This is a genomic window from Roseomonas indoligenes (assembly GCF_017813365.1).
Classification (GTDB): domain Bacteria; phylum Pseudomonadota; class Alphaproteobacteria; order Acetobacterales; family Acetobacteraceae; genus Roseomonas; species Roseomonas indoligenes.
This window is the reverse complement of sequence record NZ_JAGIZA010000007.1, coordinates 209,922-233,037: the sequence shown is the minus strand read 5'-3', so window position 1 is coordinate 233,037 and position 23,116 is coordinate 209,922. Positions and strand designations below refer to the sequence as shown.

The window sequence follows — 23,116 nt, the reverse complement described above, 5'->3', positions numbered from 1 at the left end:
CTCCCGTCGTCGGTCGTCAGCCCAGAGATCCGCCCCGATCCAGATGCCGGCCAGTCGCTCGGCCCTAGCACATAGCCAATCCTGCCCATCCTGCCGGGCAGTCCAGAATGTGCGGCCACCCGGAATCAGTCCAGGCTTACACCCACCTTGCGGATCAGTTCGCCAAGACGCTGGCGGTCCCTCGTGACAAGATCCCCGAAGGCCTTCCGCCCGGCAAAGCTCGGCAGCCCACCTTGTGCGAGGTAGGTCTGCGGCAGGTCCGTTCCTGTCAGGGCGCCGCGCACCGCCTCCTCCAGCTTGTCCAAGACCGGCGCCGGAGTGGCTGCGGGCGCGAAGAGGCCGACCCAGCCGACGGATTCGAAGCCGCGAAGCCCCGCCTCATCCATCGTCGGGACATCCGGCAGGGAGGGATGACGCTGCAGGCTACTGATGGCCAGCACCTTGACCTGCCCGGCCTCATGCGCGCCTCGGAAGAGGTTGTAGGTGTCGATCATCAGCTGGATGCGCCCCCCGATCAGGTCCTGCAGCGCGGGGGCTGAACCGCGATAGGGAACATGGACGATATCCAGCCCCTCCCGCTGCTTGATCGCCTCCAGGCAGAGGTGCGGCGATCCGCCATTGCCGCCCGTTCCCATGTTCAGCTCGCCCGGCCTGGCGCGCGCCATCGCCAGCAGTTCCTGCAGGCTGTTCACGCCGAGCGCGGGCGAGACCACCAGGACCAGGGGCGTGGAGATGAGCTGCGCGACCGGCGTCAGGTCGCGCTGCGTATCGAAGGGCAGGCTGCGGTAGAGCGCGTGGTTGGCTGCCATCGGGCCTGTATTGCCGACGAGCAGGGTGTATCCGTCGGCCGGCGCCTTGCAGGCGGCCTCCACCGCCAGATTGCCGTTGGCGCCCGGCCGGTTCTCCACCACGACGGGCTGCCCGAGACGCGGCTGGAGATGCGGCAGGAGCGGGCGGGCCGTCAGATCCACGCCACCGCCGGGCGGGAAGCCGACGAGCAGGCGGACGGGGCGGGTGGGATAATCGGCCTGCGCCCGGGCGGGAGCGGCCGCCAGGACAGCACCGGCGGTGAGAAGGCTGCGACGGTTCATCCGGTTGTTTCCTCGATAACCCTTGTGTTCAGAAGCCCCGCGCAGGGGAACGCGCTACGGGGCCTCACGGCTGCCGGGCAGGAGCGCGGCGCCATGCCTGCCGAAACTCAACCCGACCGCATCCCCGGCGCCCGGGGCAGACCCGGCGGAGGAGGAGACGACGAAGATCTCCCCGAGTGGCGTGGCGACCGTGTACTCGATCACGCCGCCAAGATAGGCCGCCTTGGAGACCGCGCCCTCCAGCATCGCCGCGGGGTCCGCCGGACCCAGCAGGGCGATCGCCTCCGGCCGCAGCGCCAGTTCCGCCGGCCCGTCCGGCAGGCCGCGATGGGGAAGGACCAGCCGCGCCTCGCCGATCGAGACCTCGGCATCCACGTCGTCCAGGCGGCGCAGTCTTGCGGGAATGCGGTTCGCCTCGCCCACGAAGCCGGCCACGAAGGCGCTGGCCGGGCTCGCATAGAGCTCCCGCGGGGTGCCCTCCTGCGCGATCACCGCCTGGTTCATGACGATGATCTTGTCGGAGATGGCCAGCGCTTCCGCTTGGTCATGCGTGACATAGACCACGGTGACGCCGAGCCGCTGCTGCAGGTCGCGGATCTCCTCCCGCATCTTGCGGCGCAGCCTTGCATCGAGGTTCGAGAGGGGCTCGTCGAACAGGAGGACAGAAGGCTCCAGCACCAGGGCGCGCGCAACCGCCACGCGCTGCTGCTGCCCGCCGGAGAGCTCCGAGGGCAGGCGGGCCTCGAAGCCGGCCAGCCCCACGCTCTCCAGCGCGGCACGGCCCGCCCCCATCGCCTCCCGCTTCGGCCGGCGCGAGACGGTGAGGCCGTAGCAGACATTCTCCAGCACGGTCATATGCGGGAACAGCGCGTAGGACTGGAACACCATGGAGACGTCGCGTTCCGCCGGCGGCAGGGCGGAGACGTCCCGGCCGCCGATCAGCACGCGCCCCTCGCTCGGGTATTCCAGCCCCGCGATCATCCGCAGCGTCGTCGTCTTGCCGCAGCCCGAGGGCCCGAGCAGGGTGCAGAGCGTTCCCGCCGGCACGGTGAAGGAGACGTCCCGCACGGCGACGTTTCCGGCACCGAAGCGCTTCCACACGCGCTCGAAGCGCACCTCCGCCGCGCGGCTCATGCCACGGTTCCCCCTGGTTGGATGGGTGGCGCCACCGCCGCGCGGCGGCCGATCCGCCGCCGTCCGACGAGAAGCTGCGCCAGCCCCAGCATGACGACCATCAGCGCGATCAGCACCACGGCCACAGCGATGGCCAGCCCGTAATCGCCGTTGATCACGCGGTTGACGATGAAGACCGTGGCCAGTTCCGTATCGGCCGTGACGAGGAAGATCACGGCCGAGATCGTGGTCATGGCCCGCACGAAGGCATAGACCAGCCCCGCCATGATCGCCGGGCGCAGCAGCGGCAGCACCACGCGCCGAAAGGCATCCGCCCCGCCGCCGCCGAGCGTATGGGAGGCCTCGTCGAGCGACGGGTCGATCTGCGCCATGGCCGCCATGCCGGAGCGGAGCCCGACCGGCAGGTTCCGGAACACGAAGCAGGCCACGATGATCGCGCCCGTCCCCGCCAGCTCCAGCGGCGGCAGGTTGAAGGCGCGGAGATAGGCCACGCCGATCACGGTGCCGGGCACGGCGAAGGTGAGCATGGTGGCGAATTCCAGCGCGCCCCGGCCCGCGAAGCGCGCGCGGGAGAAGAGCCAGGCGGAGACGATGCCCAGCGCCGCCGTGATCGGCGCCGAGATGGCGGCCAGGGTGACCGTGGTGATCACGCTGTTCCAGGCGAGGCCGGTAAGCTGGCCGCCGCTGATCTCGAAGGCCTTGATCATGTGGCGCAGCGTGGGCGTGTAGTCGCGCCCCCAGATCTCCACGAAGCCGCCGGAGAGAGCCAGCAGGTAGAGCGCGACCGTCAGCCCCGCCCAGGGCAGCGCGACGGCGAGGCAGAGGCGGCGCACCCCGGCGGGCAGCGGCGGCGCCAGCCCGGCATCGCCCTTGCCGCCGATGGAGACGTAGGACTTCCGCGCCGTCAGCCGGCGCTGGAGGAAGAAGGCGCCGAGCGCCAGGGCGAGCAGCACGAGGGAGAGGGTGGCGGCCCGCCCCGCATCGGCCTGCGCGCCCACCACGGCGAAGAAGATCTCCGTCGCCAGCACGCCGAACTGGCCGCCCAGCACGATCGGATTGCCGAAATCCGCCATGCTCTCCACGAAGCCGAGCAGGAAGGCATTGGCCAGGCCGGGGCGCAGCAGCGGCAGGGTGACGGTGCGGAAGGTGTCGCGCGGCGTCGCGCGCAGGGTGGAGGAGGCCTCCTCCAGCGTCGGCGACAGCCCTTCCACCACCCCGATCAGCACGAGGAAGGCGATGGGCGTGAAGGCGAAGAGCTGCGCGAGCAGCACCCCCGGCAGCCCGTAGATCCAGCGCCCCAACTCCACCCCGAACAGGGAGGAGGCCGCGAGGGAGACGATGCCGGAGCGCCCGAAGATCAGGATCAGCCCGAGGCCGAGGATGAAGGGCGGCGTCACGATCGGTAGCACGGTGAGCCAGCGCAGCGGCCGGCCGAGCCGCAGCCGCCCGCGCACCACCAGCAGCGCAAAGGCGAGGCCGAGGGCGGTGGTTCCCGCCCCCACCAGCACGCCGAGCAGTGCGGTGTTCCACACCACCCCGCAGCGCGGCGCGCCGGCAAGGCAGCCCAGGCTCCAGAGGCGGTCATCCGCCAGCCGGCCGAACAGCGCGCCCGCCGCCAGCGCGCCGCCCGCGTCGCGGAAGGCGTCGCCCAGCAGCAGGACCAGCGGCATCGCCGTGAAGACCGCGATGGCCAGCGCGATGCAGACGGCCACGGTGGCGGTGAAGGCATCCCCGCGGAAGGCGCCGCGCCCGGCCAGCCCGGCGGCCAGCAGCACCGCTAGGGCGGCCGGCACCAGCGCCCCGCCCCAGCCGACGCCGAACTGCCGGTCCTCCATCGGGCCGAACAGCCCTTCGAGCCAGGGGGTGGACCAGCCCTGCACGCCGATGGCGTAGCCCTGCGCGATTAGCAGCCCGAGGCCGAGCCCGCCGGTGAGGAGAAAGAGCGCGGCCCGCGCGGGACGCGGGATCGGCAGGAGCGCCGCCAGCAGCCCGGCCGCCGGCGCCAGCAGTGCCGGCAGGAGCCACCAGCGCCCCTGGGCCAGCACCTGCCCGGCCGCCGGCCCGAAATCGGGGTCGGCGAGCCAGGCAAGACCTGCCAGCGGCGCGGCCGCGATGCCGTCCTGCGTCAGATACCAGGGCAGCAGCAGCGCCGCCGCGAGGGCGACGAGGCTGCTCCAGAGGCCGGCGGCGCGCATCCCGGGATCAGCGCGGCAGGGTGTTCACCTCGCGGTCCCAGCGCTCGATCAAGCGGCGGCGCTCCGCGGAGGCGCCGTAGCGGGCGAAGTCGTAGTCGATCAGCCGGATCTGCGACATCTGCGGTGCCTCCGCCGGCACCGGCGTGGCGCGGTTGGACGGGGTCTGGAACTGCTTCGTCTCCGCGCCAAGTTGCTGCGCGGCCGGGGTCAAGGCCCAGTCGTAGAAGCGCTGCGCGTTCCGCAGGTTCCGCGCGCCGCGGATGATGGACATGGAGCCCACCTCGTAGCCCGAGCCCTCGCAGGGCACGGCGCTGCCCACGGGGAAGCCGCCGAGCCGCTCCGTCACGGCATCATGCACGAAGGAGATGGACACCCCCGTCTCGCCGCGCGCGACCGACTTGATGGGGCCGGTGCCCTGGCGGGGATAGGCGTTGATGTTGCGGTGCAGGGCCTTGAGGTAGTCAAAGGCCTGCTCCTCCCCCATCAGCTGCACGATGGTCGCGATCATCACATAGGCGGTGCCGGAGGATTGCGGGTTCGCCATCTGGATCTCGTTGCGGAAGCGCGGCTCCAGCAGATCCTTCCAGCAGGCGGGCGCCGCGATGTTGCGGCGGGCCAGGAGCTCCGTGTTGAAGCCGAAGCCCAGCGCGCCGGCGTAGATGCCAACCGTGCGGTAGTGGCTGTCCCGCGCCTGCTTCTGCGCCCAGTCGTGCAGCCCATCGAGCGCAGCGGAGCGGTACTCGGCCGAGAGGTTCTCCTCCGCCGCCTGGAGGTGCGGGTCACCCGTGCCACCGAACCAGAGGTCACCGCGTGGATTCTGCGCCTCGGCTCGGATCTGCGCCAGCACCTCGCCCGAGCCCTTCTGCGAGACGGAGACGCGGATACCCGTCTCGCGCTGGAAGGCGTTGGCGGCCGCTTGGCACCATTCCACCTGCACCGAGCAGTAGAGGTTCAACGAGCCCTGAGCCCGAGCGATGCCGGAAGCGGCGACAAGAGCGGTTGCGACAAGGGCGGCCTGGACGACGCGGCGCAGCATGGAACCTGTTCCCTCCCGGCCGGGTTGGCCCCGGCCTGTCATGGAAATGCAACAGAAACGTCACACAGGCAATCGAAGGATCAGGCCGACAGCAGCTTCACCCGGGAGGAGTCGAGCGCAAGGGCCGCGAGGCCGCCGACGGGCAGGTGATGCTCGCCCCCGGTATGCGGCGCATCCACCAGCACCTCGGCCCCGGCCACGCGGATCCCGTACCGGATGCTGGCGCCGAGGAATTCGCGATGCGTGATCTCGCCCGCGATCACCCGCCGGTTCCCGGGCTCCGCGCCAGCGGGCAGCAGGGTCACGTCCTGCGGCCGGAACATCAGCCGTGCCCCCTCTGACACCTCCAGCCCAGCCGGAAGCGGGATGCGCGTGCCGCCCGTGATCTCGAAGGCGGCCGCCCCGCCATCCCGCAGCACAATGCCCGGCACGATGTTTGCCGTGCCGAGAAACCCGGCGACGAAGAGGTTGGCCGGATGGTCGTAGAGCTCCATCGGCGTGCCGACCTGCTGCACGGCGCCCTCGCTCATCACCGCGATCCGGTCGCAGACCGTGTTCGCCTCCTCCTGGTCATGGGTGACGAAGATGGTGGTCAGCCGGAGCCCTTGTTGCAGGTCCCTCAGCTCCCGCCGCACCTGCACGCGGAGCCGGGCATCGAGGTTGGACAGCGGCTCGTCCAACAGCAGGACCTTCGGGCGCACGGCGACGGTGCGGGCCAGCGCCACGCGCTGCTGCTGCCCGCCCGAGAGTTGGGACGGACGGCGATCGCCCAGGCCATCAAGCCCGACCAGCCTCAGCGCCGCCTCCACGCGCGGCCCGATCTCGGCCCGGGGCACGCGGCGCTCCTCCAGGCCAAAGGCCACGTTCTTCCGCACGGTCATGTGGGGCCAAAGCGCATAGGACTGGAACACCATTCCCACGTCGCGCTTCCAGGGCGGGAGAGGCGAGAGGTCCTGCCCGCCGACCAGGATCCGCCCACGCTGGGCGGTGGCGAAGCCGGCAATCAGGCGCAGCAGCGTCGTCTTCCCGCAGCCGGACGGCCCAAGGAAGGCGAAGAACTCGCCAGGCCGGATCTCCAGGTTCACGTCGCGCAGCACGCGCGTTGCGCCGTAGGAGAGGTCCACTCCCTCCACCCGGACTCCCGCGGGTTCGCGGGCCAGCAGGTCGCTCACGCCGATCTTCTCCCGCCGCCGCGCTCGGCGATCAGATGGGACAGGAAGGTGGAAAGGCCGACGATGACGACGGCGACGATCCCCAGCGCCGCCCCCGCACCGCGCCCGGCAGGCGATTGCATGAAGACGTACAGGCCGTAAGCGAGGGGCGCGTCGTTCGAGGACTGTACGAGCATCAGCGTGGCCGAGAGCTCAACCGCCGCGGTGGCGAAGGAGGTCACGAAGCCCGCCGCGATCCCGCCCGCCATCAGCGGCAGCATGATCCGCCGCACGACCCGCAGCCGCCGGGCCCCGAGGTTCTCCGCCGCCTCCTCAAGGCTCGCGCTGACCTGCTGGAGCGCGGCGGTGCAGGCGCGGAGCGCGTAGGGCAGGCGCCGCACCGCAAGGGCCAGGACGATAACGCCCCAGAAGGCCGCGAGGGATGTGCCGTCCGGCAGGGTGATGCCGAAGAAGGTCCGCAGGTAGCCGATCCCCAGCACCAGGCCCGGCACCGCCAGGGCCGACATGGCGGCGTAGTCCAGCCAGCGCGCCCCGGCCATCCGCGCGCGCAGGACGAGATAGGCGATGGTGGTGCCGAGGATGACGTCGATCAGCCCGGCCAGCCCGGCGTAGAGCAGGGTGTTGGTGATGAATTGCGAGCTCTCCGCGAAGACGCGGCCGTAATGCGCCATCGTGTAGCCGTCCGGCAACGGCGCGAAGGACCAGATGGTGGCGATGGAGAGCAGGAACAGCCCGACATGCGGCGCCAGCACCAGGGCGAGGATAAGGAGGATCAGCGCATAGGCCGCCACCGCCTGTCCGCGCGACATCCGGCGCCGTGCCAGCCCACCCCCGCCCCGCTGCACCGTGGCGTAGTCCTTCCCGCGCAGTGCCAGGGAGGACACCCAGAGCGAGAGCACGGAGAAGAGGATCAGCACGACGGAGATGACGTAGCCGATCGGATCCTCCAGCCCCACGGAGGTGATCCGGAGATAGGCCTGGGGCGCCAGCATCTCCCGCACGTTCAGGAGCAGGGGCGTGGCGAGGTCGTCGAAGACCTTGATGAAGACGAGGCTGGCGCCGGCGACGTAGCCGGGCATGGCCAGCGGCAGCACGATGCGGCGGAACAGGCGGAAGCCGTGCGCGCCGAGGTTCTGCGCGCTCTCCTCCATTGCCCGGTCAATGTTCTTCAGCGAGGCGGTGAGGTTGAGGAGGATGAAAGGGAAGTAGTGAACGGACTGGACGAAGATCACCCCGTTCAGCCCCTCCATGAAGGGGATGTTGATGTCGAAGGCATCGCCCAGCAGCAGGTTCACGCTGCCCGTGCGGCCGAAGAGCAGAGTCATGGCCACGGCACCCGCGAAGGGCGGCATGATCAGCGGCAGCACGCCGAGCGTCTGCACCAGCAGGGCGCCCCTGAACTCAAACCGCGTGGTGAAGTAGGCAAGCGGCAGGGCAATGAGGCTCGCCACCACCACGGACATGAGCGAGACGTAGAGAGAATTGAGGAAGCTCGTCCGGAACAGGTCATTGGCGAGGAAGTCCCCGACATGGGCCAGGGTGAAGCCCCCTGTCGCCCGGTCCTGGAAGGCAACGGTGACGACAGTGACCACCGGCACCACCAGGAAGACCAGGAGGAAGAGCGCGACCAGCGCAAAGGCCACCACCTCTCCCGGCCGCGCCGGCCAGCGGCGGGCGCGAGGCGCGGGCTGGATGGCGGCGGTGGCCTGCGTGGTCGCCAGGCTCATCAGCCCGCCGCCTTCGCGGCGTCCGCGGCCCTCGCGGCCGCCGCCTGATACTTCTCCCGCGCGAAGCCGGCCCAGCGCTGCTCCAGCTCAGCCTGGCGCGGCCCACCGCCCCGGCCAGCAAAGGCACCTGCCACCTCGTCCGAGGCCGCCTCCTGCACGGTGACCGGCATGGCGTCGATCAGGGCGCGCGCCTCGGCCAGCAAGGCCCGGGCCGCGGCGTTGTCCCTGCGCGCCAGCCGTATCTCGACGTCGCCGATCGCCTTGGTGGCGCGCTTCAGCCCTTCCAGGTTGGTGCCGATGCACTGGTCATAGAGCGCATCCACCACGGGATAGCGCTTCTCGGAGACGCCGACATCGAATTGCAGGCTCGGCATGCCGATGGAGCCGGTGAAGGGGTTGGGGTAGCCGGCCGGGGCCTTGGCATAGGTGGCGGGGTTCACCGGCAGGCGCCGTATGGTCGGTTCCAGCAGGATCTCCTGCCCCCGTGGGGAGAGGAGGAAGTCGATGAAGGCCTTCGCGGCCGGCAGGTTCGGCGCGTTCTTCACGATGCCGATGTTGGCCGGCACCACCGTGGTCACGCTGGGATAGACGAACTTCACCGGGAAACCCGCGCCCTGGGCGGAAAAGGCGAAGAAGTCGATGACAATGCCGATCCCGACCTGGCCGGAGTTCACGGCGTCCGGCACGCCGAAGCTGCGCTCTGTGATCTGACGGAGGTTGCCGGAGAAGCCTTTGATGGTGCCCCATCCCTTCTCCCACCCCTCACCCTGCAGGATCGTCTCGATCGTCAGGTGCGTGGTGCCGGAGCGGGACGGCGCGGTGATGATGACGTGGTCGTGGTAGGCGGGCCTGGCCAAGTCCGCCCATTCCTTCGGCTCCGGCAGGCGGTTCGCGCGCATGTAGCGCTCGTTCCACATGATGCCGTAGCCGGAGGCGGCGAAACCCGTAACGTAACCTTCGGGGTCGTTGATGGGATAGGGGCCGATCCTCTCGGGGATGCCCTCCGCCCGGGGCTTGTAGGCCTCCAGCAGCCCCGCGCGCTTCAGCACCTCGAAAGCGTCGGGCGCGGAGGCCCAGAACAGGTCCACCGCGTTGTTGCTCCGCGTCTCCTGCAGGAAGCGCACGCCGGCGGTGGTGTTGCGGTTCTGGACGTCCAGGGTCGTGCCGGGATGAGCTGCCTCGAAGGCGCGCTTGAAGGGGCCGGTCACGTCGTTGGAGAAAGAGGTGACAACCGTCACCTTGCCCGAGACGCCGCCCTGGGCGCGCGCCGGGCGGGTGACGGCCGTGGCAGCGGCCAGCGCCGCGAAGGCACGGCGGCGCAGCATCCCGCCCGTGATGGATCCGCTCTCGGACGCCATCATTCCCTCCATTGCTTTTTTGTGACAGCGATGTTCGGGCAGCGGCCGCGCCTTGACAACCCTTCTACCCCGGCATCAGCGAGCGGGGCGCTTCCTGATCGGAGTGCCGGATGCCTTGCTACCCCGGCAGAAGGGCGGAGCGCCCGGCCTCCACGACGTAGCGGCGCGGCGTCGAAACTGCCGCCCCTGGGTCCCGGGGATCGGAGATGGCGCGCATCTCTGCAGTCGCCGCATGGGGCGTCAGCGTCATCGTGACGTAGCCGCGCGACCGCCCATCGGCATAGGCGATGTGAGGGTCGTCCGGGTAGTGCACGGCGTAGCGGCCGCCCTGGCTGGTGATGGAGGTTCCCGTGAACTCCACCGCGACGGGCGGCGTCTCCGGCCGATCGAAGTCCGGCCGCAGCTCCGAAACGATATGCGCGTGGACGTCGCCACCGATCACCAGCGGATTCGGTGCCCGGGTCGCAGCCACCGTGTCCAGCAGGCGGCGCCGAGCGGCGGGGTAGCCGTCCCAGCCATCAGTCCAGTAGGTGTGCGGCGTCCCGAGGGAGCCGAGGCGGGCCATGCGCGTCTGCTGGGCGAGGATCGTCCAGCGCGCGCGCTCGACGGACAGGCCGTCCCGGAGCCAAGCCTCCTGCGTCGTACCGAGCATGGTCCGGCCAGGGTCGTCCAGCGCAGGGCAGTTCTCCCGCGTCACATGCCCGCCGCCGCCATAGCCCTGCTTCACGCAGGGCTGGTAGCCGCGGTACTGGCGATCATCCAGGATGTGGAAGGAAGCGAGATCACCGAAGGCAGCGCGGCGGTAGATGCGTGCCGACGGCCCGTTCGGCCGGGCCGCTTCCGGCAGCGGCATGTGTTCCCAAAACGCTTTATACGCCGCGGCGCGGCGGGCCAGGAAAGGCTCGCCGCTCTCCCGCTCACCTCTGTCATCGGCATAATCGTTGCTCACCTCGTGGTCGTCCCAGGTGACCAGCCAGGGGCAGGCGCGGTGCATCGCCCGCAGGTCGGGATCCGTCTTGTAGAGGGCGTAGCGGTCCCGGTACCCCGCCAGATCCCGCGCGGCCGGTCCCTCATGGCTGCGGACGAGATTCCGGCCCCAGGAAGCTTCGTAGATGTAGTCGCCGAGGAAAACGACGAGATCCGGGTCCTCCGCCAGCATGTGGCGGTAGGCGCCGAAGTAGCCCTGCTCGAACTGCTGACAGGAGGCAACGGCGAAGCGCAGCCGCGCGGGGGCGGCCCCTGGCGCCGGGGCGGTGCGGGTGCGGCCGGTCTCGCTGGCGGCCCCGAGGGCGGCGAAGCGGTACCAGTACGGCCGGTCCGGCTCCAGGCCGCCGACCTCGACATGAACGGAGTGGGCGTCCTCGGGCATTGCCATCACGCGGCCCCGGCGCACCACGTCGCGCATCGCCTCGTCCCGCGCCAGGATCCAGTCCACCGGCACAGCCTCGGGCGGCATGCCGCCGCCGCGCCATTCCGTGGCCAGCCGCGTCCAGAGAACGACCGACCTGGCGCCTGGCTCGCCGGAGGCGATGCCCAGGAGGAAAGGCTCCGCCTCCCCGGCCCGCACGCGGACATGGCCGAGCAGGGCAAGACCGGGAAGCGCCAGTACGCCGCGGCGCAGGACGTGGAGGGGCACGGGATCAGCCTCGCGCGGCGTGAGCGAAAAGGTCCGGCCTGTCGGTGGTGATGAGGGCGACCGGTGCAGCCAGCCAGTGCGCCACGGCGGCGGGCTCGTTGATGACCCAGGCGCCGAGGCGCGGGGCGCCGACACGACGCTGGAGCCGGTCCATCTCCCGCGTCAGCAGCGCGTGGTGGACGGCAACGTAATCGACGCGCGCGGTGTCGATCTCGTCCAGCACCGCATCCAATCCGCCGAGCCGCTCGGATGAGGAGCCGTTGACCGATGCGAGCAGACGGCCCTCCGGAAAGGCGGCGCGGAGGCGGTGCAGCACCTCCGGCCAAAAGGAGGTGAGGACCGTCCGCTCCGCCAGACCGCGGCGCCGGACATGCTCCGCCACGCGGCTCTCCAGCCCCGGGTAGGGCGCGCCACCCGCATCGACCTTCAGCTCGATGTGGAGTTCCACCCCGGACGGCGCGAGCACGTCCAGGACCTCATCGAGGGAGGGCACGCCTTCCTCTCCACCCTCAAGGCGCCGTGCCCTCAGCTCGGCCATGCTAAGGGCGGCGACCGGGCCGGTGCCGTCCGTCGTGCGGTCCAGGGTGGGGTCGTGGATAACGGCAAGGTCGCCGTCCACAGTGGGGTGAACGTCGAACTCCACCCCGGCAACGCCGAGGCCAAGCACGTTGCGGAAACCGGTGAGGCTGTTCTCGGGCCAGAGGTCGCGGGCACCGCGATGGCCAATGATGCGCTTGGCGGTATCGTTCATTTTCCGGACTCGATCAGGCCTTTTACGAACCAGCGCTGCAGCAGAAGAACCACGGCGATGGGCGGCAGCATTGCCAGCACCGCGGCGTTCATCGTCAGGTTCCAGGCGGGGATGGAGTCCCCGTGCGGGACGAGCTGCTTTATGCCGACCACCACGGTCGTCATGGACGGCTCGGTGGTGAAGAGCAGGGGCCAGAGGTACTGGTTCCAGCCGAAAAGGAAAAAGATGATCCCGAGCGCGGCCAGGTTTGGCCGGGACATGGGCAGGAGGATGGTCCAGAAGAAGCGCATCGGCGAGGCCCCGTCGATCCGCGCCGCGTCGCAGAGCTCGTCCGGGATGGTCAGGAAGAACTGGCGGAAGAGAAAGGTCGCCGTCGCGGAGGCCATGAGGGGAAAGATGAGGCCGGAATAGGAGTTGAGCAGGCTCCACTCCGCCGAGATCTCCACCTTCCATCCCGTCATCGCCTGCGCCAGTGCGTCGATGCCGGTCAGCTGCACCAGCAGGCGCAGCGGCATAAGCACGTCCGTCATCGCCTCGAAGGTCGGGACGATCCGCACCTCTACCGGCAGCATGAGGGAGAGAAAGATGAGCCAGAAGACGGCACGACGGAACCGGAAGCGGAAATAGGTGATGGCGAAGGCGGAGAGAAGCGAGATGGCGAGCTTGCCCACGGCAATACCAATCGCGACGATAGCGGAGTTCAGCAGCAGCCGGCCCATGCCGATCCGCGCCCAGACTGCGCGCGCGTTGTCGGCAAAGGCGTCCCCAGGGATCAAGGGAAGGGGTACGCGCTGCACCGCCTCGGTGGTGAGGGATCCCGCGACGATCGCGTAGTAGAGCGGCAGGCAGGTCAGCAGGGCGGCGAGCACAAGGATCGCGTGGCAGGCCGCGTTCAGGAGAGGCGTACGCTCGATCATTGGGACACGTCGTAGCTGATGCGCCGCTCGATGAGGCGGAACTGGACGACGGTGAGGCTGACGGCGAGGATCATCAGCAGCACGGACTGCGCGGCCGACGAGCCGAGGTCGAGATTGACGAAGCCGTCCACATAGACCTTGTAAACAAGAATGCTGGTTGCCGCCGCCGGGCCGCCCCGGGTGGTGGCATCGATAATCGCGAAGGTCTCAAAGAGGCCGTAGACGGTGTTCATGACCAGCAGGAAGAAGACGGTGGGTGCGATCATCGGGAAGGTGATGTTCGCGAAGCGCCGCAGCGGCCCCGCACCGTCCACCGCCGCCGCCTCGATCACCGAGCGCGGGATGGCCGCCAGCGCTGCGACGAGGAAGATGTAATCATAGCAGAGATGCTTCCAGGAGGCGGTGAGAATTACCAGCAGCATGGCGTCGCCGCTGTCTCGGTTCGGATCCCATGCGATGCCGAGCGCGTGCAGCAGCCCGGCCGCAGGCCCCACGAGCGGGTTGAAGAGAAAGGCCCAGACGAAGCCTGCCACTGCCGGGGCGATGGCATAGGGCAGCAGCAGCACGGCGCGATAGGCGGTGCGCCCGCGCGTCACCCGGTCCGTCGCGAAGGCGAGGACAAGGCCGACCGAGAAGGTCAAGGCCGTCGTCGCGACGGCGAAAACTGCGGAAAGACGCAGCGATTCCCGGTACTCCGCGCTGCGAAGGAGGGCAGTGATGTTCTCCAGCCCGACGAAGTGGACCTCCTGGCCGAAGGGATCCTGCAGCAGGAAGGCCTGGGCCAGGCCGCGAATGGCTGGAATGAAGAAGAACAGCAGCAGGATCAGCAGCTGCGGCGCGAGAAGCAGCAGCGGCAACGCCTGCCCCTTGAAGCCCGAGGCCTTGATACCCTGCGCTTCGCGCGGGCGCGCCCGGCCCCGGCGGAACAGGCCGGGCAGCAGGGCGCGCCGGGTGGCCGGCAGCGATGGAGCGGCGGTCTGGCTCATGCCGCGCCGGTCAGTAACGCCCGGCGTTCAGCCGCTCGAAGCGACGCAGGATCTCGTTGCCGCGCGCCACGGCATCGTCCATCGCCTGCTGGGGCGACTTCTGGCCGGCAAAGGCGCGCTCCGCCTCCTCCCGCTGGGCCAGCATGGTCTGGGTGAAGTTGCCGAAGCGGTAGCCGAGGGAATTTGCCGTAGGCTCCCCGCGGGAGAGCTGCTGCACCGCGATCTCCTGGGTCGGCCGTTCCTTGTACCAGCCCTGGCTCTTGGCAAGCGCGTAGGCGGCGTTAGTCGCAGGCACATAGCCCGTCGCCTTGTGCCACCAGACCTGGGTCTCCGGCTTCGCGACGAAGGCGAGGAAGGCGGCAGTGCCCGCGTTGTCCGGCTCCGGATGGCCGCGCAAGGCCCAGAGCACGGCGCCACCGATCACACTGTTCCGCGCCGCGCGGCCCTCCTCATAGGGAAGAGGCACCGCGTCCCATTCCAGCCCGTTCGCGGCCACCATGGCGGAATGGGCGGCGGTGGAGGCGATGAAGGTGGCGGAGCGGCCGGCGGTGAAGACGGCGGATGCGGCCACGCCCTGGCCGGCTACCTGCAGCAGCCCGTCATCCAGCCAGCGCTTGATCCGCCCGACCTGCTGCACGACGGGCGTGCGGTTATAGGTGAATTCTGTGTCCAGTCCGCCGAAGCCATTGTTCCGCGTGGCGTACTGGTAGTCGTTGATGGCGCTGTAGTTCTCGAACCAGCTCCAGTGATAGTCATCGGCCATGATACTGCCAGGGCCGCCGGAGGCCTTCATCTGGCGCAGCTGCGCTTCCAGCGCCTGCCAGGTCTCTGCCGGCTTCTCCAGCCCTGCCTTGGCGAAATGCGCCTTGTTGAAGAACAAGATGGGGGTGGATGAATTGAAGGGCATGGCCGCCAGCCCGCCCTTGTGGGTGTAGTAGCCGGCGATGGGCTTGATGAAGTCTCCCCAGTCGATCTCGTACTTCTGCGCGGCCATCAGTTCTTGCACTGGCACGACTGCCCCGGAGAGCAGCATCGTCATGAATCCGCGCTCGTAGATCTGCACGAGCTGTGGCTGTGTGCGCGTGCGATAGGCGGCGACGGTAGCGTTGATCAGGTCGTCATAGCTGCCCTTGAAGACCGGCGTGACGGCGAAGTCGGGCTGGGATGCGTTGAACTGCCGCGTCATCTCCTCCAGCCGCTCGCCGTTCACGCCGCTCATGGCGTGCCAGAAGCGGATCTCGCGCGGGGCAGCGCGGGCGCCGCGAGATCGCAGCAGTGGCAGGGCGGCCGCGCCGGCAGCCAGGATCATGCGGCGGGGGAATGTTGCGGACATCCTCGTTTCCTCTCCTCAGATCCTTGGCCTGGTGCTTCGTCCGCCCGGCCTTTCGATGAAGGCTATACGGCGCTAGAGCAGCTGTAGATCGTCACACACAATTGTAATTCCACCTTCCTCGTGACAGGACGGCCCCGATCGCCCAGCCTGGGGCGATCGGGGGGGATCAGGGTTGAGCGGTTCGGACGAGCAGCTGCAGGTGCGCGTTGCCTGGCTCTACCACATGGAGGACCTGACGCAGGGCGAGATCGCGGCGCGGCTGGGCCTGACCCGTCTGCGCGTGAACCGCCTGCTTTCGGAATGCAGGCAGTCCGGGCTGGTGCGCGTCCATATCGCATCCCGGTTGGAAAGCTGCGTCGCGCTGGAGAACCTCCTGGTCCGGGAATTCGGACTTGCGGAGGCGGTGATCGTGCCGACCCCCGCGGATGGGGAGAAGGTTCCCGGCCTGCTCGGCATGGCGGCGGCCGACTACCTCTCGCGCTACCTCGCGCGGACGGAGGTGTCGGTCTTCGGGGTCGGCTGGGGCGCGACGCTGCACGAGACGATCCGCCGCCTGCCCCCGGCGGACCTGCCCACGCTCTGGGTCACCGCCATGATGGGCGGGCTGACCCAGGGGCTGGAGCTGAACACCTTCGAGACGGCGGGCGAGTTGGCACGGCGGTTGAACGCGCAATGTGCCTATCTCGCCGCACCAATCTACGCGGGCAGCCGCGCCTCGCGAGACACCCTCGTCGCGCTGGACGTCTTCGCGGAAGCCTTCGAGCGCATCCGGGCGGTCGACCTGGCCCTGCTCAGCCTCGGCGACCTCAGCCCGCGCTCGCTGCTCGTGCGGCACGGCCTGCCGGGGGATGTGACGGTGAAGCAACTCCGCGCCGCTGGGGCAGTAGGAGATGTGCTCGGCCAGTTCCTCGATGCCTCGGGAAGGCCCATTGACCACCCGATCAACGAGCGCGTCATCGGTCTTCCTTCGGCCGGCTTGGCGGCGGTGCGGAACGTGGTTCTGGCGGCGGGAGGGCGGAACAAGACCGCTGTGATCGCCGCCGCGCTGCGTGGCGGCATCCCGAAAGTGCTGGTGACCGACGAGGACACGGCAAAGGCCGCCCTCTCACTCGCGCGGTAAGGCGGCCAGGGTGTCGGAGTCGCGCTGGGCGGCGTTCCGCGCTTCGAACAGCCGCCCGTAGATGCCGTAGGCCAGCTCATGCGCCCGTCCCCAGGCCGGGTCCGCCGCGAGGACCTCGCCGCCGGTCCCCATGTTGCCAACGGCGGTGAGCAGGTCGGGCTGCCACCCCGCCGCAACCGAGGCCGCCATGGCGGTGCCGAGCAGCACGGGCTCCGGCGTGCGCGGCAGGACGAGGTCCCGCCCGAGTGCATCACGGTAGAGCGCGACGAGGAGCGAGTTGCGCGCGTGGCCGCCCGAGAGGGCGACGCGCCGTATGGCGTAGCCGTGCGCGTCCAGGTGGTCGATGATCTGGCGTGCCTGGAGGACAATGCCGCGAGCCGTGGCGTAGTAGGCCTCGAGGAAGTCGCGCTCGCTGCGCTCCTCGCCAACCCCGGCGACAAGGGCGCGCGCCCGGCCATCCCCCAGCGGCGACCGGTTACCGAGCCAGTCCGGCACGAGATGGCGCCCGGCCGCGAAGGCCGGCCCCTCAGCCGCCAGGCGCGCCGCGATCTGCGCGACGGCGGCCGCGTGTGCCGCCGGGTCCGCGCGGCGGGGACCGGCGGGGTGGGTTTCCAGAACCGCGTCGAGCGCGGCCCCGGTAAGCGACTGGCCGGCCTCATGCAGCCAGAGGCCGGGGAAGACGGCGTCGCGGAAGGGGCCCCAGACACCGGGGATATGGCGACTGTCGGGCGCGAAGGCCATCAGGCAGGTGGACGTGCCGCCGATGAGGACTAGGGTGCCATTCATCGTCGCCGCGAAGTCCGGGCCGAGCGCGCCGAGGGTGCCTGCCTCGGCGTCGATCAGACCCGTGGCAACGGGCAGGCCGGATGGCAGCCCGAGTTCCGTCGCGGCTCCTTTCATCAGCCGGCCATGGACCGCGCCGACGGGCTGCGGTGGCTCGGACAGGGCGCCCCGCGACGGAAGGTCGGCGAGGCCAAGGTCGGCGAGCAGCTCGCGCCGCCAGGCCTCCGGGCCGTCGGCAGGCAGGAAGGGCCACTTGCAGGCAAGACCGCATAGGGAATGGCGGTCGGCCCCCGTTGCGCGCCAGGCCAGGGCATCGCAGAGGTCGCGCGCGCCGGTGACGCGGGCCCAGGCCGCGGGATCGTGGCGTGCGAGCCAGAGCAGCTTCGGCAGGTGCATCTCGGGGGAAAGCGTACCGCCGGTGTGCTCGAGCAGCCGGTCGCCCGTCGCGGTGATGGCCTCGGCCTCCGCCTCACCCCGATGGTCGGCCCAGCAGAACACGTCCGCCTCGCCCGTCAGCGGTGGCGCACCGGTGTGGGAAAGGGCAAGGGACGAGGTGGCGTCGAAGGCGAGGGCGGCCACCCGCGCCGCCGACCCAGGTATCGTGGCCAGCACCCCGCGAACGGCCTCCGCCACCGCTGCCCAGATTGCGTCCATCCGGTATACGGCCTGCCCCGGGGCAGGGCGAAGCAGCGAGAAGCCCGCCGAGGTGGTGCCGAGAAGCACTCCGTGCGCGTCGAAAATCCCGGCGCGCGCCGAGAGCGTACCAACATCGACCGCGAGCAGCAGCCCGTCCATCGTCAGTTGGCGCTGCGGTCCACGCCGTTCGGGTAAATGAGGGTCTTGATGACGCCGGGCCGGTCCTCGGCGTGGCTGCGGAATGCTTCCCCCGCGCCTTCCAGCCCCACGCGGTGGGTGACGAGTGAGGCAACGTCCACCTTGCCCGCAGCGACAAGGGCAATGGCACGCGGATAGACCTCGCCCATTCGCCGGGAGAACTTCACCTTCAGCCCGCGCCGGCGCGCATCCGCCGCCGGCAGGGTGTAGGTATCGCCATCAGGGATGCCCACCAGGACGACACGGCCGCCAATTCGGGCGGAAAGGATGGCGTCCCGGAACCCGACCGGAGAGTTTGTCGCTTCGATCACCAGCGGCGCTCCCTCCCCCTCCGTCCAGGCCTGGATGTCGGCCGCGGAGCTGCCTGTACGCTCGGCGCCGAGGCGCTGCGCCATGGCGCGGCGATGCTCCAGCGGGTCCACCGCCAACACCTCGCCAGCTCCGGCTACCTTCAGGACCTGCAGGATCAGCAGCCCGATCGGGCCGCAGCCGAGGACCGCCACGCGCTCCAGCAGGCGCAGCTTCGCCAGGTCGACCGCGTGAATGGCAACACCGAGCGGCTCCAGCATCACTGCATCCAGCGGGGTGAAGCCTTGGGGCAGCGGCACGATCTGCGTCCGCGGTACCCAGATGCGCGACGTCATCGCGCCGTCAAAGGGTGGGGCTCCAATGAATTCGACATTCGGGCAGAGGTTGGCGTGGCCCTCGTGGCACCAAGCGCAGTGGCCGCAGGCCTTATTTGGGTCCACCGCAACGAGTGAGCCGCGGCCGAGGCTGAGCTCAGCGATATCCTCTGTCAGCCAGCCACCGAACTCATGGCCGGGCACGAAGGGTGCGCGGATCTGAGCGGAGCCGATCCCGCCATCCTTGTAATAGTGAAGGTCGCTGCCGCAGAGACCAACGGCAGCCACGTCCAAGAGCGTCTCTCCGGGCCGTCCCTCACGCAGGTTGAAGGGGGCGACGCGCGCATCGTGGGCGGCATGGATATAGAGGGCCTGGGACATGGTGCCTCACTCCCGTTTGCTCCGAATTACATCTGTATCGCAAGAACGACAAGAGTTCACGATCACTGCAGCCCGAGTTCCGTCACTTCAAGTGATGCCCGGTTGGAGTGTGCCTCAAAGCGGCAGGCCCGGCAGACGTGCCGTCACGGATCGGCCATGTGCAACAAAGAAAGGCCAGCTTCGGACGTGCTCCGCCCCAAGTCAGATTTCCGGCCCGGACTTGCTAACCGCAGGACCATTTGCAACCATAGATTGCACAAAACGATTTTGGCCGTATATGTGCTGGCCCCGTGTTTGAGCCGGGCACAACGGCCCCTTATGAAGCGCTGGGGAGATCAGGCTCGTGCATACTCAGACTTCCCTCGTCTAGACAGCTCCGTCGAGGATGCCTCGCTTCTTCGGCTCCGCGCCGTCTGATGCCGGTCTGTTCCAGCGCCCCCTATCGACTGCACGGGACTTCCTGCGATGCCGTCGCGGCAATGCCGCGGCCATCGTTGCCGTCTGCGGATCCGTTCTCATCGGCATGGCCGGCCTCGCGACCGAGGGGGCGCGCTATTACCTCGCTCTTCAGGATTCGCAGGGTGCCGCGGACGTGTCCGCCATGGCGGCCGCCTCAGCCTATCTGTTCCGTGGGCGGACCGCTGCGCTGGCGGCCGGGGTGGAAGTGGCAGGGCGGAACGGCTTTGCCACAGGCGAAGTGACGGTGAGCAGTCCGCCGCTCTCCGGCTCGATGGCCGGCAACCCCTATGCCTTTGAGGTGAGCGTCCGGAAACAGGTTCCGATCATCCTGAGCCGCGCCTTCATGCGGCGGAACGCGGTGGAGGCCAGGGCGCGCGCGGTCTCCTACCTCCACGGCACCACGCCCGTCTGCATCCTCGCCCTGACGGCAACGCTGACGATCCAGAACTCCAGCGCCTTCCAGGCCTCGGCCTGCGCCATCGGGTCCAATGCACCGGGGGCCTCGGTGGTCATCCCGCAATCGAACAGCTCGGTCGTCGCCCGCGCCGTGGTCAGCTTCGGCACATGCAACGGCTGCAACAACACGCGCTGGCGCTTCAGCGACGGCTACCAGGAGCACGCGCCGCCCGTGGCCAACCCCTATGCCGGGCTGGACAGCAAGGCCTTCCCGACGGTGAGCGGCGCGTCCTGCATGCCGAACCTGCTGGGCGTCGTGGGAACGATCCAGCCGACAGGCCTGACGAGGGCCTATTGCAACGACATCCTCCTCGGCAACGTGTTCGCGGCCAACCTGTCGCCGGGCACCTATGTGTTCCAGAACGCATCCCTCACGGTCGCCAGCCTCTCGAACATCACCTGCAACGGCTGCACCTTCGTGTTCCGGGGCAACAATCCCGGGAATCTGAGCATCGGCAGTGTCTCAAGCGTCACCATGACCGCGCCGGCCACGAACAATGACGACTCGGCTCTCGACGGAATCCTGTTCTATCGCTCGCCCGGCGGCCCCATGGGCAACACGCTCTTCCCGAACCTCAGCCTGCAGAGCGTGTCGTCCTTCAATCTCGCCGGCGGCGTGTACTTCCCGAACTCCTACGTGAAAATCGGGAGCCTCAGTTCCAGCAGCAACGCCAATTGCCTCGCCCTGGTCGGCGGCGCCATCGAGATCGGCAGCCTGTCCAACTTCCGCTTCGACGTTTCCAGCTGCCCCCTTTTCCGCACCGGCGTGCCCGCCACGCGCGTGGTGCGGCTGGTGGAGTAGCGCCGGTGCGCCGCCTGCTCAGCCGCCTGGACCGCCGCGGCATCGGCGCCGTGGAATTCGCCCTTATCGCGCCGGTGCTGCTCCTCCTGCTGTTCAGCATGTACGACGTGGCCAATGCCATGTGGCGCAGCACGCGGCTGGAGATGGCGGCGCGGGCCGGCGCGCAATACGCCTATGCCAAGCCGCAGGACACGGCCGGGATCACGAACACCGTGCTGGGGCAGCTCAGCGGCTGGCAGAACGTCACCGTCTCCTCTCCCCAGATGACCTGCAAGTGTGACAACGGTGCCGCCATCGACTGCACGGCCGGGAGCTGCCTGATGGGTTCCACCCTGCAGGCACCCATCGGCTACATCTCGATTGTCGTCACCCAGCCCTTCCAGTCGATCTCGCCCTTCAGCAGCTATCTTCTCCTCTCGCGCCCAACCCTCAGCGGCCGTGTCGAACTGCGGCTACACTGAGGCCGCGGGCCAGCCCCGTCGGGCCATCCTGGCCCTGCGTGACGCCGCCTGGCTCACGCCTGACCGTGCGCGGGCCTGGTGCCGCGTCCTTCTCGCCGCCTTCCTGCTCTTCCTTGGACTGGCGGTAGGCTGGATCGCGGCGACGGGCAGCATGCTCGACCCCCAGGGAAAGGCGATCGGGACCGACTTCCTGAGCTTCTACGCCGCCTCCGACCTCGCGCTCCATGCCGGACCAGCGGAAGCCTACAGCGTCGCGGCGCATGCGGCGGCGCAGCGCCGCATCGCGGGCGCCGCGGTGGATTATGCCGCCTTCTTCTACCCGCCGGTTTTCCTTCTCCTCGTCCTGCCCCTCGCCACCCTGCCCTACCTTCCTGCCCTGGCTGTCTGGCTCGCGGCAACGGGTACCGGTTACTGGTGCGCGCTGCGCCCGCTCCTCCCGCACGGGTGGGGAAGGCTGGCAAGCCTCGCCTTTCCCGCCGTATTCCTGACCCTTGGCCACGGGCAGAACGCCTTTCTCACCACTGCCCTTTTCGCTGTCGCGGCCTGCATGCTGGACCGGCGGCCAGCGGTGGCGGGGATCTGCATCGGGCTGCTCGGCTTCAAGCCGCACCTAGCCTTGCTGGCGCCCGTCGTCCTCGCCGCCGCGGGGCGCTGGCAGGCCTTCGTCGCCGCGGCCGCCTCGCTGTCCGCCCTGCTCCTGGCCTCCCTCCTCCTGTTCGGGGCGGAGACGTGGCGGGCCTTCTTGGCCGGGGTGCCGCTCGCGCGCGCGGCGTTGGAGATGGACCTGATCGGGCCCGCGAAGATGGTTTCGCCCTTCGCGGCAGCCCGCCTGCTGGGCGCCCCGGTCCCTGGCGCCTACGCGGTGCAGGGAGTCGCGGCAGTCGGCGTGGCGGTGTCGGCCGCGATGCTGGCGCGCCGCCGCGTGGAGGGTACGGCGCTCGTCGCGGCAATCGCCGCCGGCGGGGCGCTCACCAGTCCCTTCCTGCTCGACTACGACCTGCTGATCCTGGCCGTGCCCCTGGCCTATGTTGCCTCGGCGGCCCTGCGGGCAGGGGGATTCCTCCCCTGGGAGAAGACGATCCTCGGCGCCGCTTTCCTCCTGCCCCTCGTCTCGCGCAGCCTGGCCAGCGCCGCCGGGATCCCGGTGGCGCCCCTCGTCACGGTTGCGCTCTTCGTCGTCGTCCTGCGCCGGGCCCTGTCGGAAGACGTCGCCCCTAGGTGATGATGGCCGTCGCCGTCTCACGGAGTTGGAGCGTGCCGCCGGGGACAAGCGGGATGCTGTAGGTGAAGGGATAGGTCACGGTCACGGTCACGGTCGTCACGCCGGAACTGGTGGCGCAGCCGCTGAGCACGACGGAGAGGGCGGAACCCTGCAGCACCGACGCCCTGGCATTCGCGCCGGTGAGGTTGCCAGACAGGTTGCTGCAGGCGGCGGCCCCCGCATTCAGGTTGGCCGATCCCCGGAGAATGGTGAGGCGCACCGCATCGGCCGCCACGGTCCGGACGGCGGCCAGGGTGGTCAGGTAGCGGCCGACCTGCAGGATACCGACGAGCAGGGCCAGGAGCAGGACGCCGGTGAAGGCAAATTCCAGAGCCGTCGCGCCGCGACGGCTGCGCCATGCGGCCCAGGCCTGGCCCGAAAGCGAGGGGCGGCAGGCAGCCCGGCCCGCATCGCCGAGGTGGGAAAGCCGAGCTAACCTACTGCCCAGCATGAGTTTTCGCCGGATTCATGCCGGAAGCTGCCTGAAGCCTGTCTTGGTCACAGTCCCTCCAACCGGCACTCGCTTTACAACAACCTGCAGTTGAGCGAAACTTAATCTGTCCAACTCTTTTTTACATGCGCGGGTGGTCTACAATTTCC

General features: G+C 69.4%; 19 protein-coding genes. 4 read left to right on the top strand and 15 right to left on the bottom strand.

The genetic code is table 11. The annotated features are described in order from the left end of the window. Positions 1-125: 125 nt before the first annotated feature. The 12 genes from J5Y10_RS14025 to J5Y10_RS13970 all read right to left on the bottom strand — a co-directional run bounded on the left by J5Y10_RS14025 (position 126) and on the right by J5Y10_RS13970 (position 15,336). Positions 126-1,091: a Bug family tripartite tricarboxylate transporter substrate binding protein gene (locus J5Y10_RS14025; RefSeq protein ID WP_209374569.1), complete on the bottom strand. Its 966-nt coding sequence runs from the start codon at positions 1,089-1,091 to the stop codon at positions 126-128. 54 nt (positions 1,092-1,145) lie between these two features. Next, a complete protein-coding gene (locus J5Y10_RS14020) occupies positions 1,146-2,225 on the bottom strand; it encodes an ABC transporter ATP-binding protein (RefSeq protein WP_209374567.1) in 1,080 nt (359 codons plus the stop codon). Continuing rightward, positions 2,222-4,420: an ABC transporter permease gene (locus J5Y10_RS14015; protein WP_209374563.1), complete on the bottom strand. Its 2,199-nt coding sequence runs from the start codon at positions 4,418-4,420 to the stop codon at positions 2,222-2,224. Before J5Y10_RS14015 ends, J5Y10_RS14020 begins: the two co-directional genes overlap by 4 nt. 7 nt (positions 4,421-4,427) lie before the next feature. After that, positions 4,428-5,456, bottom strand: a complete 1,029-nt coding sequence (locus J5Y10_RS14010) for an ABC transporter substrate-binding protein (RefSeq protein WP_209374561.1) — start codon at positions 5,454-5,456, stop codon at positions 4,428-4,430. A gap of 80 nt (positions 5,457-5,536) precedes the next feature. Continuing rightward, positions 5,537-6,628 (bottom strand): ABC transporter ATP-binding protein, encoded by a 1,092-nt coding sequence (locus tag J5Y10_RS14005; protein WP_342452915.1) that lies wholly within the window; start codon positions 6,626-6,628, stop codon positions 5,537-5,539. Continuing rightward, the gene (locus J5Y10_RS14000; RefSeq protein WP_209374559.1) at positions 6,625-8,355 is read right to left on the bottom strand and encodes an ABC transporter permease; all 1,731 of its coding nucleotides are present in this window, start codon (positions 8,353-8,355) and stop codon (positions 6,625-6,627) included. Before J5Y10_RS14000 ends, J5Y10_RS14005 begins: the two co-directional genes overlap by 4 nt. Beyond that, positions 8,355-9,713, bottom strand: a complete 1,359-nt coding sequence (locus tag J5Y10_RS13995) for an ABC transporter substrate-binding protein (protein ID WP_245214680.1) — start codon at positions 9,711-9,713, stop codon at positions 8,355-8,357. Before J5Y10_RS13995 ends, J5Y10_RS14000 begins: the two co-directional genes overlap by 1 nt. Before the next feature lie 118 nt (positions 9,714-9,831). Beyond that, positions 9,832-11,349, bottom strand: a complete 1,518-nt coding sequence (locus J5Y10_RS13990) for an alkaline phosphatase D family protein (protein ID WP_209374557.1) — start codon at positions 11,347-11,349, stop codon at positions 9,832-9,834. 4 nt (positions 11,350-11,353) lie between these two features. After that, positions 11,354-12,100 (bottom strand): glycerophosphodiester phosphodiesterase family protein, encoded by a 747-nt coding sequence (locus tag J5Y10_RS13985; RefSeq protein ID WP_209374555.1) that lies wholly within the window; start codon positions 12,098-12,100, stop codon positions 11,354-11,356. Next, positions 12,097-13,017 (bottom strand): ABC transporter permease subunit, encoded by a 921-nt coding sequence (locus J5Y10_RS13980; protein WP_209374553.1) that lies wholly within the window; start codon positions 13,015-13,017, stop codon positions 12,097-12,099. The genes J5Y10_RS13985 and J5Y10_RS13980 overlap by 4 nt, the downstream gene beginning before the upstream one ends. Next, a complete protein-coding gene (locus tag J5Y10_RS13975; RefSeq protein WP_209374551.1) occupies positions 13,014-14,003 on the bottom strand; it encodes an ABC transporter permease subunit in 990 nt (329 codons plus the stop codon). Before J5Y10_RS13975 ends, J5Y10_RS13980 begins: the two co-directional genes overlap by 4 nt. A gap of 10 nt (positions 14,004-14,013) precedes the next feature. Next, positions 14,014-15,336 (bottom strand): extracellular solute-binding protein, encoded by a 1,323-nt coding sequence (locus J5Y10_RS13970; protein WP_209374550.1) that lies wholly within the window; start codon positions 15,334-15,336, stop codon positions 14,014-14,016. Positions 15,337-15,508: 172 nt separating this feature from the next. On the opposite strand from J5Y10_RS13970, the gene J5Y10_RS13965 reads away from it, so the two are divergent. After that, positions 15,509-16,456 (top strand): sugar-binding transcriptional regulator, encoded by a 948-nt coding sequence (locus J5Y10_RS13965; protein WP_209374548.1) that lies wholly within the window; start codon positions 15,509-15,511, stop codon positions 16,454-16,456. Here J5Y10_RS13965 and J5Y10_RS13960 read toward each other — a convergent pair. Continuing rightward, positions 16,442-18,034, bottom strand: a complete 1,593-nt coding sequence (locus J5Y10_RS13960; RefSeq protein ID WP_209374546.1) for an FGGY-family carbohydrate kinase — start codon at positions 18,032-18,034, stop codon at positions 16,442-16,444. The genes J5Y10_RS13965 and J5Y10_RS13960 overlap by 15 nt on opposite strands. Positions 18,035-18,036: 2 nt before the next feature. Next, a complete protein-coding gene (locus J5Y10_RS13955; protein ID WP_209374545.1) occupies positions 18,037-19,077 on the bottom strand; it encodes a zinc-dependent alcohol dehydrogenase in 1,041 nt (346 codons plus the stop codon). A 523-nt stretch (positions 19,078-19,600) separates the two neighbouring features. Here J5Y10_RS13955 and J5Y10_RS13950 point away from each other — a divergent pair. From J5Y10_RS13950 to J5Y10_RS13940, 3 genes are read left to right on the top strand one after another with little or no spacing between them, the layout of a single operon-like run. Then, positions 19,601-20,794, top strand: a complete 1,194-nt coding sequence (locus tag J5Y10_RS13950; protein ID WP_209374544.1) for a hypothetical protein — start codon at positions 19,601-19,603, stop codon at positions 20,792-20,794. 5 nt (positions 20,795-20,799) lie between these two features. Next, positions 20,800-21,255 carry a TadE/TadG family type IV pilus assembly protein gene (locus J5Y10_RS13945; RefSeq protein ID WP_209374543.1) on the top strand — a complete coding sequence of 152 codons (456 nt, stop codon included), beginning with the start codon at positions 20,800-20,802 and terminating at the stop codon, positions 21,253-21,255. Then, positions 21,233-22,477, top strand: a complete 1,245-nt coding sequence (locus J5Y10_RS13940; RefSeq protein ID WP_209374542.1) for a glycosyltransferase family 87 protein — start codon at positions 21,233-21,235, stop codon at positions 22,475-22,477. Before J5Y10_RS13945 ends, J5Y10_RS13940 begins: the two co-directional genes overlap by 23 nt. Here the strand turns inward: J5Y10_RS13940 and J5Y10_RS13935 are convergent. After that, complete coding sequence (locus J5Y10_RS13935; RefSeq protein ID WP_209374541.1) at positions 22,470-22,967, bottom strand: TadE/TadG family type IV pilus assembly protein; 498 nt, start codon at positions 22,965-22,967, stop codon at positions 22,470-22,472. The two genes, J5Y10_RS13940 and J5Y10_RS13935, sit on opposite strands and share 8 nt — an antisense overlap. Positions 22,968-23,116 lie beyond the last annotated feature (149 nt).

Coding starts and splice junctions, on each gene's coding strand:
- J5Y10_RS14025 (WP_209374569.1), bottom strand. CDS start 1,091: ATGAACCGTCGCAGCCTTCTCACCGCCGGTGCTGTCCTGGCGGCCGCT.
- J5Y10_RS14020 (WP_209374567.1), bottom strand. CDS start 2,225: ATGAGCCGCGCGGCGGAGGTGCGCTTCGAGCGCGTGTGGAAGCGCTTC.
- J5Y10_RS14015 (WP_209374563.1), bottom strand. CDS start 4,420: ATGCGCGCCGCCGGCCTCTGGAGCAGCCTCGTCGCCCTCGCGGCGGCG.
- J5Y10_RS14010 (WP_209374561.1), bottom strand. CDS start 5,456: ATGCTGCGCCGCGTCGTCCAGGCCGCCCTTGTCGCAACCGCTCTTGTC.
- J5Y10_RS14000 (WP_209374559.1), bottom strand. CDS start 8,355: ATGAGCCTGGCGACCACGCAGGCCACCGCCGCCATCCAGCCCGCGCCT.
- J5Y10_RS13995 (WP_245214680.1), bottom strand. CDS start 9,713: ATGGCGTCCGAGAGCGGATCCATCACGGGCGGGATGCTGCGCCGCCGT.
- J5Y10_RS13985 (WP_209374555.1), bottom strand. CDS start 12,100: ATGAACGATACCGCCAAGCGCATCATTGGCCATCGCGGTGCCCGCGAC.
- J5Y10_RS13980 (WP_209374553.1), bottom strand. CDS start 13,017: ATGATCGAGCGTACGCCTCTCCTGAACGCGGCCTGCCACGCGATCCTT.
- J5Y10_RS13975 (WP_209374551.1), bottom strand. CDS start 14,003: ATGAGCCAGACCGCCGCTCCATCGCTGCCGGCCACCCGGCGCGCCCTG.
- J5Y10_RS13970 (WP_209374550.1), bottom strand. CDS start 15,336: ATGTCCGCAACATTCCCCCGCCGCATGATCCTGGCTGCCGGCGCGGCC.
- J5Y10_RS13960 (WP_209374546.1), bottom strand. CDS start 18,034: ATGGACGGGCTGCTGCTCGCGGTCGATGTTGGTACGCTCTCGGCGCGC.
- J5Y10_RS13955 (WP_209374545.1), bottom strand. CDS start 19,077: ATGTCCCAGGCCCTCTATATCCATGCCGCCCACGATGCGCGCGTCGCC.
- J5Y10_RS13950 (WP_209374544.1), top strand. CDS start 19,601: ATGGCCGGCCTCGCGACCGAGGGGGCGCGCTATTACCTCGCTCTTCAG.
- J5Y10_RS13935 (WP_209374541.1), bottom strand. CDS start 22,967: ATGCTGGGCAGTAGGTTAGCTCGGCTTTCCCACCTCGGCGATGCGGGC.